Genomic DNA, 17,876 nt, shown 5'->3' on the forward strand with positions numbered 1-17,876 from the left:
CGAAGGGGGTAGTCGATGGGAACCACGTTAATATTCGTGGGCCTGGAGGTGTGTGACGGATCTCGTATATTGTCTGACCTTATTGGATTGGTCAGGCTTTGAAGAGGTTCCAGGAAATAGCCCCTCCATTATAGACCGTACCCTAAACCGACACAGGTGGGATGGTAGAGTATACCAAGGCGCTTGAGAGAAGTCTCCTGAAGGAACTCGGCAAATTGCCTCCGTACCTTCGGAAGAAGGAGGCCCTCATTCCGGGCAACCGGTTTGAGGGGGCACAGGCCAGGGGGTAGCGACTGTTTAGCAAAAACACAGGGCTCTGCTAAGTCGGCTTCAAGACGACGTATAGGGCCTGACGCCTGCCCGGTGCCTGAAGGTTAAGTGGAGGGGTGCAAGCTCCGAAATGAAGCCCAGGTAAACGGCGGCCGTAACTATAACGGTCCTAAGGTAGCGAAATTCCTTGTCGGGTAAGTTCCGACCTGCACGAATGGCGTAACGACTTCCCCACTGTCTCCAGGAGATGCTCAGCGAAATTGAATTCTCCGTGAAGATGCGGAGTACCCGCGGTTAGACGGAAAGACCCCGTGCACCTTTACTGCAGCTTCAGAGTGGCATTAGGAAAGAACTGTGTAGCATAGGTGGGAGGCTTTGAAGCGACGGCGCCAGCTGTCGTGGAGCCATAGGTGAAATACCACCCTGTTGTTTTCTGATGTCTAACCTCGATCCATGAAACTGGATCAGGGACCCTCTGTGGCGGGTAGTTTGACTGGGGCGGTCGCCTCCTAAAGAGTAACGGAGGCGCGCGATGGTAGGCTCAGGACGGTTGGAAACCGTCTGTTAGAGTGCAATGGCATAAGCCTGCCTGACTGCGAGACTGACGAGTCGAGCAGAGACGAAAGTCGGTCATAGTGATCCGGTGGTCCCGAGTGGAAGGGCCATCGCTCAACGGATAAAAGGTACGCCGGGGATAACAGGCTGATGATTCCCAAGAGCTCATATCGACGGAATCGTTTGGCACCTCGATGTCGGCTCATCACATCCTGGGGCTGGAGCAGGTCCCAAGGGTTTGGCTGTTCGCCAATTAAAGTGGTACGTGAGCTGGGTTCAGAACGTCGTGAGACAGTTTGGTCCCTATCTGCCGTGGGCGTCGAAATTTGAGAGGAGTTGACCCTAGTACGAGAGGACCGGGTTGAACATACCTCTGGTGTACCTGTCGTGGCGCCAGCCGCGCAGCAGGGTAGCTATGTATGGACGGGATAACCGCTGAAAGCATCTAAGCGGGAAGCCTCCCTCAAGATAAGATTTCACAGAGCCGTGGAAGACCACCACGTTGATAGATCGGATGTAGAAGCGCGGTAACGCGTGGAGCTAACCGATACTAATTGCTCTATTCGCACTTAAGAGTCCCGCCATCAACGACAGTCCTGTCAGGATTGTCCGTGGATGCGGATGATTGATCAGACAGTATTGCACGGACATCGATTGAAACCCTTTTGACCCTACGCCGGCTTCATTGCTTGGTGACCATGGCGTCAGTGACCCACCCGATCCCATCTCGAACTCGGCCGTGAAACCTGACAGCGCCGATGGTACTACCGCTTAAGCGTTGGAAGAGTAGGACGTCGCCAGGCATTGCAGCCGGCGTAAGGTCGAAACGGAAACCCATTCACAAAGTCAGAGGCCGGCAGCGATGCTCGGCCTTTTGCTGTTTAGCGGTGCGCGGCGCGCATCGTACATTGGTGGCGCGGGATGGAGCAGCCCGGTAGCTCGTCAGGCTCATAACCTGAAGGTCGTAGGTTCAAATCCTACTCCCGCAACCAATACAAATCCCAGTGCCCGCCTTTTGGCGGGCTTTTTGCGTTCGGCGCAGGCGGTCGTGTGCCGCATCGCTGGAAAACCCGGCGCAAAGGACCTATCTCTCTCCCATGAACCTCTATGTCGATGTCACCCCCGCCACGCCGCGCACGCGCACCGGCGCGATCAAGCTGCACGGACCCGATGCGTTCGACGGAATGCGCCGCGCCGGGCGGGTCGCGGCCGAGACGCTCGATGCGCTGGTGCCGCTGGTCAAGGCCGGGGTCAGTACCGGCGAGCTGGACGATTTCGCGCGCGAGGCGATCGTCGCGGCGGGCGCGGTGCCGATCAACATCGGCTACAACGGCTATCGGCACGCGAGTTGCATCTCGGTGAACCATGTCGTGTGCCACGGCATACCCGGCACGAAGATACTGAGCGAAGGCGATATTCTGAACATCGACCTGACCGCGGTGGTCGATGGCTGGCACGGCGACACCAGCCGGATGTTCCTTGTCGGCGAGGTGCCGCTGAAGGCGAAGCGGCTCGTCGACGTGACCTATGAATGCCTGATGCTCGGCATCGAGGCGGCGGTGCCGGGAGGCCGGCTCGGCGATATCGGCCATGCGATCCAGCGCCATGCCGAAAAGCACCGCTATTCGGTGGTGCGCGATTTCGTCGGGCACGGCGTCGGCCTCGTCTATCACGACGAGCCCGATGTGCATCATTATGGGCGCCCCGGCACCGGACCCGAGCTGCGCCCCGGCATGATCTTCACGATCGAGCCGATGATCAACATCGGCAAGCCGGGGGTGAAGATCCTCGACGACGACTGGACCGCGGTGACGCGCGACCGGTCGCTGTCGGCGCAGTTCGAACATTCGATCGGGATCACCGAAACGGGCGCGGAAATCTTCACGCGGAGCCCGAAGGGGCTGCACCGTCCGCCCTATCGCTGAGCCGCGCTATCGGGCGAAGAGCTGGCCGAGGTCGGCGAACGCCTTGAATTCAAGGGCGTTTCCCGCCGGATCGTGGAAGAACATCGTCGATTGCTCGCCGGGCTGGCCCGCGAAGCGCGTGTGCGGTTCGATGACGAAGGCGACGCAGTGCTCCCGCAGCCGTACGGCGAGCGCGCGCCATTCGGCGGGCGGCAGCACGACGCCGAAATGCGGCACCGGCACGTCATGGCCGTCGACCGGATTATGCCCCGCGACGGTTTCGCGCCCGCGATCGACGCGGTGCGCGACGATCTGGTGGCCATAGAGGTTGAAGTCGATCCAGCCGGTATCGCTGCGCCCCTCGGGGCAACCGAGAATAGTGCCGTAGAAATGGCGCGCAGCGTCGAGATCGTCGACGGGAAAGGCGATGTGGAAGGGCGCGATGCCGGTCATGACCCTCTTCTAGCATGCTGCGACGAGCGCCGCGACACGCTCCGCCGACCCCGCCGCATAGGTCCAGCCGAGCGCGCCATGGCCGGTGTTGGCGATCACCCCCGGCGCGATCGGGCACGTGATCGGGAGCGAATCGGGGGTCATCGGGCGCAGGCCGGCCCAGCCCGGACCGGCGGCCCCATAGTCGGCCGCGTCCGGCAGCGCGGCGCGCGCGCCGGCGATCAGCGCCGCGAGCCGGGCGGGATCGACGGCGGGGTCGCGCTGGCCGAGGTCGGCAAGCCCCGCGATGCGCATCCGCCCCGCGAGACGGGCGAAGACGACGCGGTTCGCGGCGTCGGTGACACTGACCGTCGGCGCGGCGGGGCCCGGCGGCGCGGTGATCGAATAGCCCTTCATCGGCAGGATCGGCAGGCGGACCCCGATGGTGCGGGCGAGGCCGGCCGAAGCGACGCCGGCGCACAAGATGATGCGGTCGGCGGCGAGGCGCGCGCCGTCGCCGGAGACGACGGCGGGGCGCGTCCCATCGGCCTCGATCCGCGTGATCGCGGTGCGGCAGCAGATGTCGCCGCCCGCCGCGGCCAGCGCCGCCGCCGCGCCTTGGCAGAAGCGAAAGGGGTCGCCGACCTCCTCTCCCGGCGCGTGGACCGCGCCGGCGATATGCGGCGCGATCGCGGCCAGCGCCGGCTCGACGGCGACCGCGCCGTCAGCGTCGACGAAGCGCAAATCCGCTCCGCCCGCGATCTTGTCGGCGGCGATGGCGCGTGCCGCGGCGAAACTCTTCGCCGAGCGGTAGAGAATGATCTTGCCCGGCGCCCGGTGCCCGAAGTCGAGGCGATGCCGTGCGACCAGCGCGTGAAGCGCCCGCCGCGATTCGAGCGCCAGCGCCAGCCCCGCGAGCGTGTTGCGGCGGAAACGGCCGAGCGCTGCCGCTGCGCAGGAAGGCGAGGCTCCAGCGCAGGAAATCGCGGTCGAGGCCGGGATGAAAGCGGAAAGCGGGGTCGCGCGCGAGCCACAGGCGCGGGAAGGCCGCGAGCGTCGCGGGACTCGCCAGCGCATCGGTATAGGCATAGCTGAGCTGCGCGCCATTGGCGAAGCTGCAGCCGCATCCCGGCTCGCCGGCGGCGTCGATCACCGTCACCCGGTGGCCGCGATCCGACAGCACCAGCGCGGTCGCCATGCCGACCACCCCGGCGCCGACCACGATCACATGCAGCGGATCCCTTGCGTTCATGCCTCGCCTCTAACCGCGGGCGTATCCGCCGCCAACCCGCCGCTTGGGCCTGCGCACCGAACATGCTAGGCGCGCCGCCATGTTGACGATCAATGGCCTTACCGTGCGCCTGGGCGGGCGCACCATCCTCGACCGCGCGACCGCGAGCCTGCCCGGCAGGAGCCGGACGGGGCTGATCGGGCGCAACGGCGCGGGCAAGTCGACGCTGATGAAGGTGATGATCGGCAGCCTCGAGGCCGACGAGGGCGGCATCGAGATGCCGCGCCGGACGCGCATCGGCTATATCGCGCAGGACGCGCCGAGCGGCAGCGCGACGCCGTTCGAGACGGTGCTCACCGCGGACACCGAGCGCGCCGAGCTGCTCGCGGCGTCGGAGACGGTGACCGATCCCGACCGGCTGGGCGATATCCACGAGCGGCTGATCGCGATCGACGCCTATACCGCACCGGCGCGCGCGGCGCGCATCCTGATCGGGCTCGGCTTCGACGAGGCCATGCAGGGCCAGCCGCTCGACAGCTTCTCGGGCGGGTGGAAGATGCGCGTCGCGCTCGCGGCGCTGCTGTTCTCGAACCCCGACCTGCTGCTGCTCGACGAACCGTCGAACCACCTCGACCTCGAGGCGACGATGTGGCTCGAAAGCTTCCTCAAATCCTATCCCGGCCAGCTCGTCGTGATCAGCCACGAGCGCGACCTGCTCAACAATGTCGTCGACCATATATTGCATCTCGAGGGCGGCAAGGTGACGCTCTATCCGGGCGGTTACGACGATTTCGAGCGCCAGCGCGCCGAGCGCGCGGCGCAGCTGGCGGCGGCGAAGGCGGCGCAGGACGCGCAGCGCGCCAAGCTGCAGGACTATGTCGCGCGCAACAGCGCGCGCGCCTCGACCGCGAAGCAGGCGCAGTCGCGCGCCAAGCAGCTCGCGAAGATGCAGCCGATCGCGGCGCTCGCCGAGGATCCGAGCCTGGCGTTCGATTTCCCGAGCCCCGACGAACTGCGGCCGCCGCTGATCACGCTCGACCTCGCCAGCGTCGGTTACGCGCCGGGCCAGCCGGTCCTGTCGCGGCTCAACCTGCGTATCGACCCCGACGACCGCATCGCGCTGCTCGGCCGCAACGGCAACGGCAAGACGACGCTCGCGCGGCTGCTCGCGGCGCAGCTGACGCCGATGGACGGCGCGATGGCGGCGACGGGCAAGATGCGCGTCGGCTATTTCACCCAATATCAGGTCGAGGAACTCGACGGCGCCGACACGCCGCTAGGGCATATGACGCGCGTGATGGCGGGCAAGACGCCCGGCGCGGTGCGCGCGCAATTGGGGCGTTTCGGCTTTTCGGGCAACAAGGCGACCACCGAGGTCGGCAAATTGTCGGGCGGCGAGCGCGCGCGGCTGGCGCTGGCGCTGATCACGCGCGAGGCGCCGCACCTGCTGATCCTCGACGAACCGACCAACCACCTCGACGTCGATGCGCGCGAGGCGCTGGTGCAGGCCTTGAACGGCTTCGACGGCGCGGTGATCCTCGTCAGTCACGACCGCCACATGCTCGAACTCACCGCCGACCGGCTGGTGCTCGTCGACAATGGCACCGCGCGCGATTTCGACGGCAGCATGGACGATTATGTCGCCTTCATCCTGGGCAAGGCGGCGAACGACGAGGCGAAGGCGGCGCCCGGCAGGCCCAGGGACGCCAAGCTCGCACGGCAGGAGGCGGCCAAGGCGCGCGAGGCGCAGGCGGCGCTGCGCAAATCGGCGCAGCAGCTGGAGGCGCAGACCGCGAAGCTGACGGCGCAGATTTCGGCGATCGACCGCGCGATGTTCGACCCCGCCGGGGCCGATCCGGCGCTGGCGAAACTCGCGATGGGCGAACTCAGCCGCCGCCGCGGCAAGCTGGCCGCCGAGCTCGAGCAGGCCGAGACGGTGTGGCTCGAGGCGCTGGAGGCGATCGAGAGCGCGGCCGCCTAACCCTGTTGCCGCTTTCGCGCCCGCGCGATCGACACGCTCTGCACCGCCGACAGCAGGAACAGGATGAAGGCGCCGAAGCCCGCGAGCGCGGCGGTGATGTAATAATTCTGCCGCCCGCCGACCGAGTTGGTGGTCATCAGATAATGGGGCGAGGCGATCGGCAGCCCCTGTTTTTCGAACGCCGCGACGACGTCGGCGGGCAGGCCGTTCTCGACCAGCACCCCCTGCATATGGTCGGCGAGGAAGGCGTTGACGCGCGGCGCTTCCTGGCTGTCGGTGAAGGCATAGCTGGCGCGGTCGATGAAGAAGCGCACCGGGGCGTCCTGGGCCGCGCCCTCGGCCAGCACCGGCACATAGATGGTCTGATGGTCGATATCGGCCGAGCGCGAGCGGAAGGCCTCCTCCATCTGCAGCGCGCGGCCGGTGTCGGGGACGGCGTGCGCGAAGATCGCCGATCCGGCCGGCGGCGCGGCGTCGCCGAGCGCGGCGAGATCGACGGTGACCGGCGGGTCCGACCGGTCGGGCAATTGCTGCGAATAAAGCCAGGCGCCGCCCGCGACGAGCGTCAGGACGACGCCGCAGATCAGCATGCCGGTGCGCACGCGGCGCAGGATCGGCACCGGATCGTCGCCCGCGATCAGCGAGGCCTGGTTCAGCAATTCGCGCTCGCGCAGCACCCGGAAGGCCGGAATCATCAGGATGAAGGCGGGAATCGCGGCGGTCCACATCTTTTCGTAACCGCCCCATTTTTCGATCTGCCATTCGGCCAGCCAGCGGTAGAGACCGCTGTAATGGCTGTATTCCCACCAGGCCCAGCCGATGACGAGCGCCATCCAGCCGAGCGCGAGCCAGAAACGCAGCGATGAGTTTTGCGGCATCGTTCGCCCCCTTTTGCTTCGATCATCCTATCATGGACGCGCGGCCTGTCGCCGCAGTGATTTGAGCCACAGGGCCAAGCCGTGATAGCCTGGCGCCCGCCGCCGAGTCCGGGCGCTTGACTCGGGCGCCGCGCATCGCGATAATAGTTTCAATTGAAACCAAATCGGGAAGAAGATCATGGCCGACCTGTTCGACAATCCGCTGGGCCTCGACGGCTTCGAGTTCGTCGAATTTTCGGCGCCGGAAAAGGGCATTCTCGAACCCGTGTTCGAACGCATGGGCTTCACCCTGATCGCGCGCCACCGCTCGAAGGACGTGCAATTGTGGCGCCAGGGCGGGATCAACCTGATCGCCAATTACGAGCCGCGCTCGCCCGCGGCCTATTTCGCCGCCGAGCACGGCCCCTCGGCCTGCGGCATGGGCTGGCGCGTGCGCGACGCCGCGAAAGCCTATGCGGAGGCGGTCGCGCGTGGCGCCGAGCCGGTCGAGGTCACGCCGGGGCCGATGGAGCTGCGCCTGCCCGCGATCCGCGGCATCGGGGGGTCGATCATCTATCTGATCGACCGCTATGGCGACGACCTCAGCATCTACGACATCGACTTCGTCTATGAGGAGGGCGTCGATCGCCATCCGGTCGGCGCGGGCATGCAGCTGATCGATCACCTCACGCACAATGTCTATGGCGGGCGCATGGCGCATTGGGCGGCCTTCTACGAGCGCATCGCGGGTTTTCGCGAGATCCGCTATTTCGACATCAAGGGCGAATATACCGGCCTGACCTCGAAGGCGATGACCGCCCCCGACGGCAAGATCCGCATCCCGCTCAACGAGGAAGGCGCGGGCGGCAAGGGGCAGATAGAGGAATATCTGCGCGCCTATAATGGCGAGGGCATCCAGCATATCGCCTTTGCCTGCGACGATCTCTACGCGGCGTGGGACAAGCTCAAGGCGCTCGGCAATCCCTTCGCCCCGTCGCCGCCCGACACCTATTACGAGATGCTCGACGAGCGGCTGCCCGGCCATGGCGAGCCGGTCGAGGCGCTGCGGTCGCGCGGCATCCTGCTCGACGGATCGACCGAGGACGGCGACCCGCGGCTGCTGCTCCAGATCTTCGGGCAGACGGTGATCGGCCCGGTCTTCTTCGAATTCATCCAGCGCAAGAAGGACGAGGGCTTCGGCGAAGGCAATTTCACCGCGCTGTTCAAGTCGATGGAGATGGACCAGATCCGCCGCGGCGCGCTCAATGTCGAAACGGAACCGGCCGAATGACGAGCCCGATCAAACTCGGCGGCGTCCACCACGCTGCCTATCGCTGCAAGGATGCGAAGGAGACGGTCGAGTGGTATGAGAAGATGCTCGGCATGACCTATACCACCGCCTTTGCCGAGGATCATGTGCCCTCGACCGGCGAGTACGACCCGTACATGCACGTCTTCCTCGACGCGGGGAACGGCAATATCCTCGCCTTTTTCGAGCTGCCCAACCAGCCCGGCATGGGGCGTGACGAGAATACGCCGACGTGGGTCCAGCACCTGGCGTTCAGGGTCGGCAGCTATGACGAGCTGGTCGCGGCGAAGGCGCATCTGGAGGCGAACGGCGTCGACGTGCTGGGGCCGACGCATCACGGCATCTTCAAGTCGATCTATTTCTTCGACCCCAACGGGCATCGGGTGGAATTGGCCTGCGATATCGGCACCGACGAACAATATGCCGAGCTGCGCCGCGTCGCGCCGCTGATGCTCGACGAGTGGAGCCGAACGAAGAAGGCGCCGCGGCATGCGGACTGGCTGCACACCGCGGCGAACGAGTAGGTGAGCCTGTCGCCCTCACCCTTCCGGCGCTTCGCGCCTCCCTCCCTCTCCCGATGGGAGAGGGAAGGGGCCCGCCGGCAAAGCCGGTGGGAAGGGTGAGGGTGGAATAGCTACTTCCGGTCCAGCCCGATGCTCTCCAGCGTCGCGCCGCTGCATGTGTCGGCGGCCTTCGCCTCGCCGTCGCCCGACAGCGCGCCGACCGCCAGGAACCCGGCGACCACCGCGACCAGGAAGCCCCCCGCGACCCACACCAGATATTTGTCGATGAACGCCTTGATCGGCGCGCCGAACAGCCGGAACAGGATGCCGACGAGCATGAAGGAAAAGGCGCGGCTGGCGAGGCTGGCGAGCAGGAACTCGCCGAAATTCATCTGGATGAAGCCCGCGGTGATCGTCAGCAGCTTGAACGGGATCGGCGTCGCGCCCTTGATCAGGATGATCTCGGTCCCGAACTGGCGGAGATAGCAGGCGGCGGGCGGAAAGGCGTCGGTGAGGCCGAGCACGCCGAGCAGCCACAGCCCGACGCTTTCATAGAGAAAATAGCCGATGCCGTAGCCGAGCATTCCGCCCGCGACCGAGGCGGCGGTGCAGATCAGGGCGTAGCGGACGGCTTTCTTCGGATCGGCGAGGCACATCAGCCCAAGCAGCGGGTGCGGCGGGATCGGGAAGAAGCTCGCCTCGACGAAGGAGACCAGCGCCAGCCAATATTCGGCGTGCGGGTGCGCCGATTTCTCCATGGTCCAGTTGTACATGCGCTGGATCATGGACTTGTTGCGGGGGATGGCGGTCATGCTGGTCCTTGTGATTGGGTCAGGATGACCTCGACCTTCCTATGGCGGTGGTGTCGGGCGAAATAAAGTCCCTCCCCTTCAGGAGTGTCAGGTCGGTCATGCCCCCGGCATGACCTAAACCGTCCGGGGGACGGTTTACCTGACACTGGGTTGGGGTGGGGGCCATCGGCCTTGCGCAAGGCCGATGGCCCCCACCCGCTGCGACTAGGGAGCAAAGCTCCCAAGTCTCGCTGCCCTCCCCTGAAGGGGAGGGTGTGTTTCGATCAGTGCCGGAAATGCCGCATGCTCGTAAACACCATCGCCAGCCCCGCTTCGTTCGCCGCCGCGATCACCTCGTCGTCGCGGATCGAGCCGCCGGGCTGGATGACGCAGGTCGCGCCCGCCTCGACCGCGGCGAGCAGGCCGTCGGCGAAGGGGAAGAAGGCGTCGCTGGCGACCGCGCTGCCGACGGTGCGCGGCTGCGCCCAGCCGTGGCTGTCGGCGGCTTCGCGGGCCTTGACCGCGGCGATGCGCGCGCTGTCGCGGCGGTTCATCTGCCCCGCGCCGATGCCCGCGGTCGAGCCGCCCTTGGCATAGACGATTGCGTTCGACTTCACATGCTTGGCGATCGTCCAGGCGAAGAGCGCGTCGGTCAGTTCGTCCTCGGTCGGGGCGCGATCGGTGACGATTTTCAGGTCGGCGCGGGTGATGCGGCCATTGTCGCGGCTCTGCGCGAGCCAGCCGCCGATGATCGTCTTCATCATGATGCCGCCGCGCGCGGGATCGGGCAGTTCGCCGGTCAGCAGCAGGCGGAGATTCTTCTTCTTCGCGAACACCGCGCGGGCGTCGGCGTCGGCGTCGGGGGCGCAGACGACCTCGGTGAAAATGCCGCTGATCGCCTCGGCGGTCGCGCCGTCGAGCGGACGGTTGACCGCGATGATGCCGCCGAAGGCTGACACATCGTCGCATTTCAAGGCCGCGTCATAGGCCTCGGTCAGCGTCGCGGCGGTCGCGACGCCGCACGGGTTGGCGTGCTTGACGATGACGCAGGTCGGATCGGCCTCGCGGAACTCGGCGACCAGCTCGAGCGCGGCGTCGGCGTCATTGATATTATTGTAGCTGAGCTCCTTGCCCTGCACCTGTTCGGCTTGCGCGATGCCGCGGCCTGCGGGGCCGACGGGCAGGTAGAGCGCGGCTTTCTGGTGCGGATTCTCGCCATAGCGCAGTTCGGCCGAGAGCCTGGCGGTCAGCGGCAGCGTGTCGGGGAAGAATTGGCCCTGATCGGCGAAGGCGAACCATTGCGCGATCATGCCGTCATAGGTCGCGGTGTGCGCAAAGGCGGTCGCGGCGAGGCGCTTGCGCAAGGCGAGGGTGGTCGCGCCGCCGTTGGCGTCCATCTCCTCGATCACCGCGGCATAGTCTTCCGGCTCGGTGACGATGCCGACGAAGGCGTGGTTCTTGGCCGACGAGCGCACCATCGCGGGTCCCCCGATGTCGATATTCTCGATGATCGTGTCGCGGCTGGCGCCCGACATCACGGTCTGGAGGAAGGGGTAGAGGTTGACGACGACGAGGTCGATCGCGCCGATGCCGTGCGCGTCCATCGCCGCGACATGCGCGGCGTCGTCGCGCACCGCGAGGATGCCGCCGTGGACGGTGGGGTGGAGCGTCTTGACGCGGCCGTCCATCATCTCGGGAAAGCCGGTGAGGTCGGCGACGTCGAGCACGTCATGCCCCGCCTCGCGCAGCGCCCTGGCGGTGCCGCCGGTCGAGACCAGCTCGACCCCGTGGCGGACGAGCGCGGCGGCAAGCTCGGCGAGCCCCGCCTTGTCGCTGACGGACAGCAGGGCGCGGCGGACGGGGACGAGATCGGTCATGGGAAGGGCGGCCTTTGCAGGATGGGAAAGACGCGGACGCCCTAGGCGCGTGAGGGCGTTTGAGCAACCGTTTGAAAGGTTCACGCGGAGAAGAAGAATATTCGCGCAGAGATCGCAGAGGACGCCGAGAAGAAGAGAAAACTTTTGAACCGTTCGCCCTGAGCTTGTCGAAGGGCCGTTCTTTCTTTCGACGATGAAGAAGAGCGGCCCCCTTCGACTGCCTTGCAGGCGCTCAGGAGAGCCTTCGACAAGCTCAGCACGAACGGAGATTTTCAACCCTCTCCGCGTCTCCGCGTGAACCGTTTCTATGCGATCTCTGCGCCTCTGCGCGAATCTCTTACAAGCCCAGCGCCGCCGCGATCCGGTCCCAGCGGACGAGCTTGAAATTCTGCGCGCGTGGCGCGTTGTCGCCGTCCTGCGCCAGGAAGAGGCCGTCGGGGTAATCGGGGCCGAAATTGCCGGCGACCGCCTCGATCCCGTCGGTCTCGCTCGTCGCGCCGAACCTGCCCGCGGTCACGGCGAAGCGGCCGACATAGTCGATCCCCGGCAGGCGGAACACCGCATAGGCATTGTCGCCCTGGCTCGATGCGAGCAGGTAGCGCTGGCCCTTGTGGTCGATCGTCGCGAGGCCCTCGACGTCGGCGACGAGGCGCTGGTTGTCGACCGGGGCGACCAGCGCCGCATCGGCGCCGGCGCCGTTCCGGGTCAGCCGCCAGATGCCCGCATCCTCCTCGCCGACGTACAGCGTGTCGCCGTCGAAGACGCAGCCTTCGGACTGGGTGGGAATCTTGTGCTCCCACTGCACCGCGAAGCCGGGAGCGGCGCCGTCGATCGTCAGCGTGCCGACGCGGACCGTGCCGTCCTTGATGATCAGCGCGGCGGTCAGCGGCGCGCCCGGCGCGGTCTTTTTGAGGCAGAAGCCATAGGCCTCGCCCGTCCCCGCCGCGGCGCGGCCGAGCGCGGTGAGCGATGGCTTGTCGGGGTCGAGGCGGAAGACCGCGATGTGCGCGTTGACGCCGTCGTTGCGGTCGCTCGCGGCGACGATGTTGCCCGCGACGTCGACATTGTTGACGAGGCCGCCCTCGATGAAGGCGATGTCCCTGCCCGCGAGGTCATAGACGTGGATGCCCGCCTTCTTGTCGGTCGCGATGATGAGCGCGCGATTGGGGTTGGCGGGATCGACCCAGATCGCCGGATCGTCGGCGGCGTCGGCCTTGCCGGTGCCGACCGGCGCGGTTTCGCCGGTCGCGGTCACCGATACGGGGGGCAGGCCGGTGATGACGGGCTTTTCCCCGCCCGCCGCGCAAGCGGCGAGCGGGAGCAGGGGCAGCAGGGCAAGCAGGCGGCGTATCATCAGAACTTCACCCGCGCGCCGAACTTCATCGTCCACTTATACTGCTCGAACTGCAGCAGGTTCCGGCGCGCGCCGACATTGTTGTAGGCATAATATTTGGCGTTGTTGATGTTCACCCACTCGTAGAAGACCTGGACCTGCTTGGTCACGTCATATTTGGCCGACAGGTCGAGCTGGAAATGATTGTCGATGATGCGGTCTTCGTCGGCATCGTCGCCCAGCTCGTCGAGATATTTCGAGCGATAGGTGCCCGCGAGGCGGAGCGAGACGGGGCCTTTTTCATAACCGAGCGCGGCGTTGAAGGTGTGCTTGGCGGCCGCCGGCAGCGCGATCTTGCGCAGGTCGGTGACGTCGCCGTCGATCGGCACCGTGCCGGTCGCGTCGGTATAGGTATAGTTCGCCTGCACCAGCAGCCCGTCGAACGGCGAGGGCAGGAAGCGCAGCGCCTGCTGGTAGCTGAGCTCAAGGCCCCAGACTTCGGCGCTCTTGCCGTTGATGGGGATCGTCGCTTCGTCGAAGGCGATGCCGTTGTAGCTGCCCGGATCCTCGACATTGGTATCGACGATGAAGTTCTTCACATCCTTGTAGAAGAAGCCCGCCGACACCGCGCCGTTGCCGGGCAGATAATATTCGACGCTCGCGTCGAAATTCCACGCCTTGTACGGCTTGAGATAGGGGTTGCCGAATTCGCCTTCGCGCTCGTCGTCGTCATTCTGTTCGATGGCGAAGCGCGGCGCGAGCTTCGACAGCTTCGGACGCACGAGGCTCTTGTAGGCGGCGGCGCGCAGGACCAGGCTGTTCTGCGGTTCCCAGCGCAGCGTCAGGCTGGGCAGCCAGTCGTCGTAGCTGCGCTTGAACTGGTTGGGGGTGATGATGATCGTGTCCTCGTCGGCAGTGGAGCCGTCGGGCAGCGTACCGTCCTCCTCCACCGTCGTGACGGTGTTGGCGCGGATGTCGTTCTTGGTATGCTCGTAGCGAACGCCGCCGATGACGCGCAGCGTCGAACTGTCCCAGCGGCCGAGCAGATAGCCCGCCACGACATCCTCGGTCACCGAATAATCCTCGACCGTCGAGTCGAACAGCGAGTCGAATTCGTTGAGTTCGAAATCGCCGCGGTTGGCCTCGAAATATTTGCGCACCAGCGTCTTGCCGAGCACCGGCGAAATGTCGGTGAGGCGATAGGTCTGGTCGCCGACGAAATCGGCCATCGTCAGGTCGTCCATCTCCCAATATTCGGTATTGAGATTATATTGCTTTTCGCGCCAGCGGCCCTTGGCGCCCGCCTGGATCGTGAAGCTGCCATTGTCCATCGCGAATTCGCGGCCGATGTCGAGCTTGGCGCCCCATTCCTCGTCGCGCGAATCCGACAGCGCGGTGACCTGGATGCTGTCGAGCTCATATTCGCCCGGATCGAAGAAATCGGCGACCGCGCCGGCAGCGCCGCCGACCGTGTAGAGCGGCACGCGGGGATTGGAGGTATCGAGGCCGATCGTCAGCCCGTCGTCCTCGAAGCTCTTTTCGAAATTGGCGGGGTCGATCGAGCCGTTCTCGCGTTCCGACGATTTGGCGTAGCTGCCCGAATATTGGATGCGCCAGCCGTCGCTGTTGGTTTCGCCGCCGAGCACGATGCTGCGGATGCGCTGGCGTTCGAAGCGGTCCTTCAGCGAGCGCTGGACCTGCAGTTCGCCGTCCTCGTCGCTGAATTCGACATTGGTGCCGCTGCCCGAAATCTCGCCCGCATCCTCGAGCTTGAAGCTCGTCTCGCGGCGATATTCCTGGTCGTCGAACTGGCTGTAGATGCCGCGGGCATAGAGCTTGGTCGAGCTGCCGACGCGGAAGTCGAAGTTGAGGTTGGCGCTGAGGCGTTTCCGCTCGACGTCATAGTCGCGGTAATTGACCTCTTCGGGGAAGACGATGCCGTCATCCTCGTCCCAGCCGTCGGCCTCGACATTGTCGGTCTCGAACTTGCGCTGATAATAGGAGAGGCCCCCCGACACGCCGACATTGTCGCCGAGGCGCTGCGCGAAATCGATGCTGCCCTTCGGCGTCAGCTTGTCCGAATATTTGTTGTAGCTGCCCTCGATCTTCGCGGTGAGCAGATTCTTGCGGCGCTCGAAGGCGCTGGTCGTGTTGATCTCGATCGACGCGCCGATCGTGTCGCCATCCATGTCGGGGGTCAGCGACTTCTTGACCTCGATCGATTCGATGCTGTCGCTCGAAATCACGTCGAGCGCGATCGAGCGCACGTCGCTTTCGGGGGCGGGCAGGCGCACGCCGTTGACCGAGGTCGCATTGAGTTCGGGGTCGAGGCCGCGGACCGAGACGAAGCGGCCCTCGCCCTGGTCGTTGAGGATGTTGACGCCGGGCAGGCGGCGCAGCGATTCGGCGACATTCTGGTCGGGGAACTGGCCGACCGAGTCGCGGGTCAGCACGCTTTCGACGCCGTCGGCGGCCTTCTGGCGCGACAAGGCGCTGGTCATGTTCGCCGACTGGCCGAGGACCAGGATGGTGCCGTCGGTGCCCAGCACGACGCTGACGGTCGCGTTGCCGCTGTCGGGGACGGTGACGGTCTGGACGCTCGGCTCGGCACCGACGTAGCGGGCTTCGAGCGTGTAGGTGCCCGGGGGGACGTCGGCGAAGCGGAAGCTGCCGTCGCGGTCCGATTCGGCGATGCGGTTCAGCTCGACGAGGCGCAGCTGCGCGCTCTGCAGCGCGCGCGTGTCGCTCGCGTCGGTGACGATGCCGGTCAGGTCTCCCGCGAAGGCGGTGCCCGGAATCGCGGCGGCGAGCGAAAGGAAGGTGCCGAGCAGGATGCGCGAACGAACGGTACGAAGCTTGTGCATGGGATCCCCCTGGAGAGTGCGGAAGAGATCGTCCGCGCCTGTTGGCTGCGGACGATTCGAGGGGGCCAGTGACAGTGCTCTATGACCGCCGTGTTACGCGGCTGTCACACCAGTGAAACAAAAGGAAAGCGGTGCCGGCAAGGCGCCCGCGATTGCGCGATAAAGCCGCTGCGATGGAAAATTTGCCCGCCACGTGGCGGCGCTCAGCCGATATGCTTGAAGATCCAGCCGATGCTGGCGCCGCCCGCGGGGGCGGTGGCGGTGACGACGAGCTGCTCGGTCGGATGCGGGCGGCCGTCGCCGTCGACCCACAGGCTTTCCTCCACGTCGAGCGCGCCTTCGCTCGTGCGGAATTGCCACAAGGGGCCGCCGTTTATGCGCAGCAAGGCGCCCAATTTGTCCGCGGTCAGGCTGGCCTGCAGCGACGGGCCGAGGTGGAAGCGCAGCACGAAACTCTTGTCGCCCTTGCGGCGACTGCGCGGGGCGGGGAGCAATTGGTCCTCGCCCCTCAGTTCGCGGCCGTTGGGCGACAGGATCAAGAGGCGGCGGTGGATCAGCCCGTGGCGGCGGGCATAGCCGTCGTGGCTCATTTCCAGCCGGCTGCCCTGCGGCGTCTCGTGCCGGTCGAGCTCGACCTCGGTCACGCCCTTGCCGAGCGCGCCGCTCGCCAGGATCGCGGTCGAATTGCTGTCGGCGAGGACCAAAGTCGAATGGGCGGCGGTGGTGCGCAGCCCGCGCGCCAGATCCTCGGGGATCGTCGCGCCGGTCAGCGCCGCGCCGCCGCAATTGACGATGATGCGGTCGGCGCCGTCGCTGAGCTCGAAGGCGAGGGTCGAGGCGCAACCGGCCTCGGTCACCCGCGCGACCGGCGGCGGGGCGGCATCGGCGAGGAGCACGACCTTGCCCGCGACCAGCCGCTGATACCCCCAGTCGCGCGCCTGTTTGAGCGGGCGGGTGCGCACGCCGCTGGCCGCCACGATCGCCTGGATCGCCTCGGGCGCGGTCGCGGCGCTGCCCTGCCAGCTCCCCATGCCGCCGTCGGCGTGGACGAGTCCCAGCAGCGCGGGGACCGAACGCGCCAATATTTCCTGGAGGAAGGGCGGCACCTCGATGCGGCGCATGTCATAGGTGCGCGCCAGCATCGCCAGCGCCATGATCGCGTCGAGCTGCGCCTGCGGCGAGCGCGCGATATTGCCGCCGTCGGCGTAGAAGCTGGTTTCGAGCACCTTGCGCAGCCCGGCCTCGCCGAACACCTGCCGCGGCTCGCCGCCGGGCATCAGCAGCGAGGCGGCGACGATGCCGGTCCAGGCGACGAGCTGGCCGATGCCGGGGCGCGTCTTGTCGGCGACGCGGTCGAGGTGGCGCGCGGCGCGCGCGAGATGATTGAGCACCGCCGAGCGATAGACGAGGTCGCTCGACGACAGGATCAGCGGCGCGTGGAAGGCCCAATAGAGGATGCGCCAGCCGCTGTTGTCGGCGCGCCACGCGGGCTCGCTGACCGTCTCGCCATGCGCGGCCAGCCAGTTCCGGACCATCGCCTCGGCGATCGGGGCGCCGTCGGCGCGGCTGCCGGTCGCGGCGAGATCGCGCAGCCAGGCGAAGCTGTGGAGATAGTCGGCAAAGGCGGGCGCGACGGCGAGGTTCGCGAAATCGAGTTCGGCGATCGGCTGCCGGAGCCCGCGATGCAGGAAATGGCTGAGCGCGGATCGCCGTGCCCGCGCGCGTGTCGCCGGGGACCGGATCGGTCGGCACGCCGAGCAGCTTCAGCGGAAAGCGGCCCTTGAGGCGGAAGGCGTGGAGCGGGGTGCGCCAGGTCAGGCGGGTGATGTGGTTGGCGATGCGGTCGCCCAGCGACAGCCCCTTTTCGGCGGGCAGGCGGATCAGGCGCTTGCCGGGCTCGATCGTGTCGTCGATGTCGGTGCCGCTGTCGGGGGCGTCGGGCGCTGCGGTCACGGCACGCACCTCCAAC

The 17,876-nt window shown here is 66.3% G+C and carries 12 protein-coding genes, 1 tRNA gene, 2 rRNA genes and 1 pseudogene (1 of these 16 cut by a window edge); 7 read left to right on the forward strand and 9 right to left on the reverse strand.

The window, feature by feature from the left end; all coding sequences use genetic code 11:
- The 4 genes from N0A20_RS19330 to map form a co-directional block, all read left to right on the forward strand.
- Positions 1 to 1,398: ribosomal RNA gene (locus N0A20_RS19330) — 23S ribosomal RNA — on the forward strand (it extends 1,396 nt beyond the left edge of the window).
- 115 nt (positions 1,399 to 1,513) lie between these two features.
- Positions 1,514 to 1,628 (forward strand): 5S ribosomal RNA (gene rrf / locus N0A20_RS19335).
- Positions 1,629 to 1,740: 112 nt separating this feature from the next.
- A tRNA-Met gene (locus tag N0A20_RS19340) sits at positions 1,741 to 1,817 on the forward strand.
- Between the two features lie 105 nt (positions 1,818 to 1,922).
- Positions 1,923 to 2,750: a type I methionyl aminopeptidase gene (gene map, locus N0A20_RS19345; RefSeq protein WP_260581877.1), complete on the forward strand. Its 828-nt coding sequence runs from the start codon at positions 1,923 to 1,925 to the stop codon at positions 2,748 to 2,750.
- Between the two features lie 6 nt (positions 2,751 to 2,756).
- Here the strand turns inward: map and N0A20_RS19350 are convergent, their stop codons facing one another.
- Genes N0A20_RS19350 through N0A20_RS20895 form a run of 3 tightly spaced genes read right to left on the reverse strand, consistent with a single transcriptional unit; the run spans position 2,757 to position 4,413 of the window.
- Positions 2,757 to 3,182 (reverse strand): VOC family protein, encoded by a 426-nt coding sequence (locus tag N0A20_RS19350; protein WP_260581878.1) that lies wholly within the window; start codon positions 3,180 to 3,182, stop codon positions 2,757 to 2,759.
- Between the two features lie 9 nt (positions 3,183 to 3,191).
- Positions 3,192 to 3,983: an FAD-dependent oxidoreductase gene (locus N0A20_RS19355; RefSeq protein WP_409574804.1), complete on the reverse strand. Its 792-nt coding sequence runs from the start codon at positions 3,981 to 3,983 to the stop codon at positions 3,192 to 3,194.
- On the reverse strand, positions 3,886 to 4,413 hold the full coding sequence (locus N0A20_RS20895; RefSeq protein WP_409574701.1) for an FAD-dependent oxidoreductase: 528 nt from the start codon (positions 4,411 to 4,413) through the stop codon (positions 3,886 to 3,888). Before N0A20_RS20895 ends, N0A20_RS19355 begins: the two co-directional genes overlap by 98 nt.
- Positions 4,414 to 4,492: 79 nt before the next feature.
- Between N0A20_RS20895 and N0A20_RS19365 the strand changes: the two genes are divergently transcribed.
- Positions 4,493 to 6,373, forward strand: a complete 1,881-nt coding sequence (locus N0A20_RS19365; protein WP_260581880.1) for an ABC-F family ATP-binding cassette domain-containing protein — start codon at positions 4,493 to 4,495, stop codon at positions 6,371 to 6,373.
- On the opposite strand, the gene N0A20_RS19370 is transcribed toward N0A20_RS19365, so the two are convergent.
- A complete protein-coding gene (locus tag N0A20_RS19370) occupies positions 6,370 to 7,251 on the reverse strand; it encodes a hypothetical protein (RefSeq protein WP_260581881.1) in 882 nt (293 codons plus the stop codon). The two genes, N0A20_RS19365 and N0A20_RS19370, sit on opposite strands and share 4 nt — an antisense overlap.
- Before the next feature lie 178 nt (positions 7,252 to 7,429).
- Here N0A20_RS19370 and hppD point away from each other — a divergent pair, with 178 nt between their 5' ends.
- A complete protein-coding gene (gene hppD, locus N0A20_RS19375) occupies positions 7,430 to 8,521 on the forward strand; it encodes a 4-hydroxyphenylpyruvate dioxygenase (protein ID WP_260581882.1) in 1,092 nt (363 codons plus the stop codon).
- Positions 8,518 to 9,063 carry a VOC family protein gene (locus N0A20_RS19380; protein WP_260581883.1) on the forward strand — a complete coding sequence of 182 codons (546 nt, stop codon included), beginning with the start codon at positions 8,518 to 8,520 and terminating at the stop codon, positions 9,061 to 9,063. Before hppD ends, N0A20_RS19380 begins: the two co-directional genes overlap by 4 nt.
- Positions 9,064 to 9,173: 110 nt before the next feature.
- Here the strand turns inward: N0A20_RS19380 and N0A20_RS19385 are convergent, their stop codons facing one another.
- The 5 genes and pseudogenes from N0A20_RS19385 to N0A20_RS19405 all read right to left on the reverse strand — a co-directional run bounded on the left by N0A20_RS19385 (position 9,174) and on the right by N0A20_RS19405 (position 17,875).
- Positions 9,174 to 9,827, reverse strand: a complete 654-nt coding sequence (locus tag N0A20_RS19385) for a YqaA family protein (protein WP_260583965.1) — start codon at positions 9,825 to 9,827, stop codon at positions 9,174 to 9,176.
- 290 nt (positions 9,828 to 10,117) lie between these two features.
- Positions 10,118 to 11,710, reverse strand: coding sequence for a bifunctional phosphoribosylaminoimidazolecarboxamide formyltransferase/IMP cyclohydrolase (purH, locus tag N0A20_RS19390; RefSeq protein ID WP_260581884.1), 1,593 nt, complete (start codon positions 11,708 to 11,710; stop codon positions 10,118 to 10,120).
- A gap of 337 nt (positions 11,711 to 12,047) precedes the next feature.
- Positions 12,048 to 13,064 (reverse strand): phytase, encoded by a 1,017-nt coding sequence (locus N0A20_RS19395; protein ID WP_260581885.1) that lies wholly within the window; start codon positions 13,062 to 13,064, stop codon positions 12,048 to 12,050.
- A complete protein-coding gene (locus N0A20_RS19400) occupies positions 13,064 to 15,907 on the reverse strand; it encodes a TonB-dependent receptor (protein WP_260581886.1) in 2,844 nt (947 codons plus the stop codon). Before N0A20_RS19400 ends, N0A20_RS19395 begins: the two co-directional genes overlap by 1 nt.
- Positions 15,908 to 16,110: 203 nt before the next feature.
- Positions 16,111 to 17,875, reverse strand: a pseudogene (locus N0A20_RS19405) (heparinase II/III family protein).
- Position 17,876: the final 1 nt, after the last annotated feature.

Source organism: Sphingopyxis sp. PET50, from assembly GCF_025244705.1.
GTDB lineage: Bacteria > Pseudomonadota > Alphaproteobacteria > Sphingomonadales > Sphingomonadaceae > Sphingopyxis.

What these genes read in the sequence shown, in the direction of transcription:
- N0A20_RS19385 (WP_260583965.1), bottom strand. Translation starts at nt 9,827, where the DNA reads ATGATCCAGCGCATGTACAACTGGACCATGGAGAAATCGGCGCACCCG.
- map (WP_260581877.1), top strand. Translation starts at nt 1,923, where the DNA reads ATGAACCTCTATGTCGATGTCACCCCCGCCACGCCGCGCACGCGCACC.
- N0A20_RS19400 (WP_260581886.1), bottom strand. Translation starts at nt 15,907, where the DNA reads ATGCACAAGCTTCGTACCGTTCGTTCGCGCATCCTGCTCGGCACCTTC.
- purH (WP_260581884.1), bottom strand. Translation starts at nt 11,710, where the DNA reads ATGACCGATCTCGTCCCCGTCCGCCGCGCCCTGCTGTCCGTCAGCGAC.
- hppD (WP_260581882.1), top strand. Translation starts at nt 7,430, where the DNA reads ATGGCCGACCTGTTCGACAATCCGCTGGGCCTCGACGGCTTCGAGTTC.
- N0A20_RS19370 (WP_260581881.1), bottom strand. Translation starts at nt 7,251, where the DNA reads ATGCCGCAAAACTCATCGCTGCGTTTCTGGCTCGCGCTCGGCTGGATG.
- N0A20_RS19350 (WP_260581878.1), bottom strand. Translation starts at nt 3,182, where the DNA reads ATGACCGGCATCGCGCCCTTCCACATCGCCTTTCCCGTCGACGATCTC.
- N0A20_RS20895 (WP_409574701.1), bottom strand. Translation starts at nt 4,413, where the DNA reads ATGAACGCAAGGGATCCGCTGCATGTGATCGTGGTCGGCGCCGGGGTG.
- N0A20_RS19395 (WP_260581885.1), bottom strand. Translation starts at nt 13,064, where the DNA reads ATGATACGCCGCCTGCTTGCCCTGCTGCCCCTGCTCCCGCTCGCCGCT.
- N0A20_RS19380 (WP_260581883.1), top strand. Translation starts at nt 8,518, where the DNA reads ATGACGAGCCCGATCAAACTCGGCGGCGTCCACCACGCTGCCTATCGC.
- N0A20_RS19365 (WP_260581880.1), top strand. Translation starts at nt 4,493, where the DNA reads ATGTTGACGATCAATGGCCTTACCGTGCGCCTGGGCGGGCGCACCATC.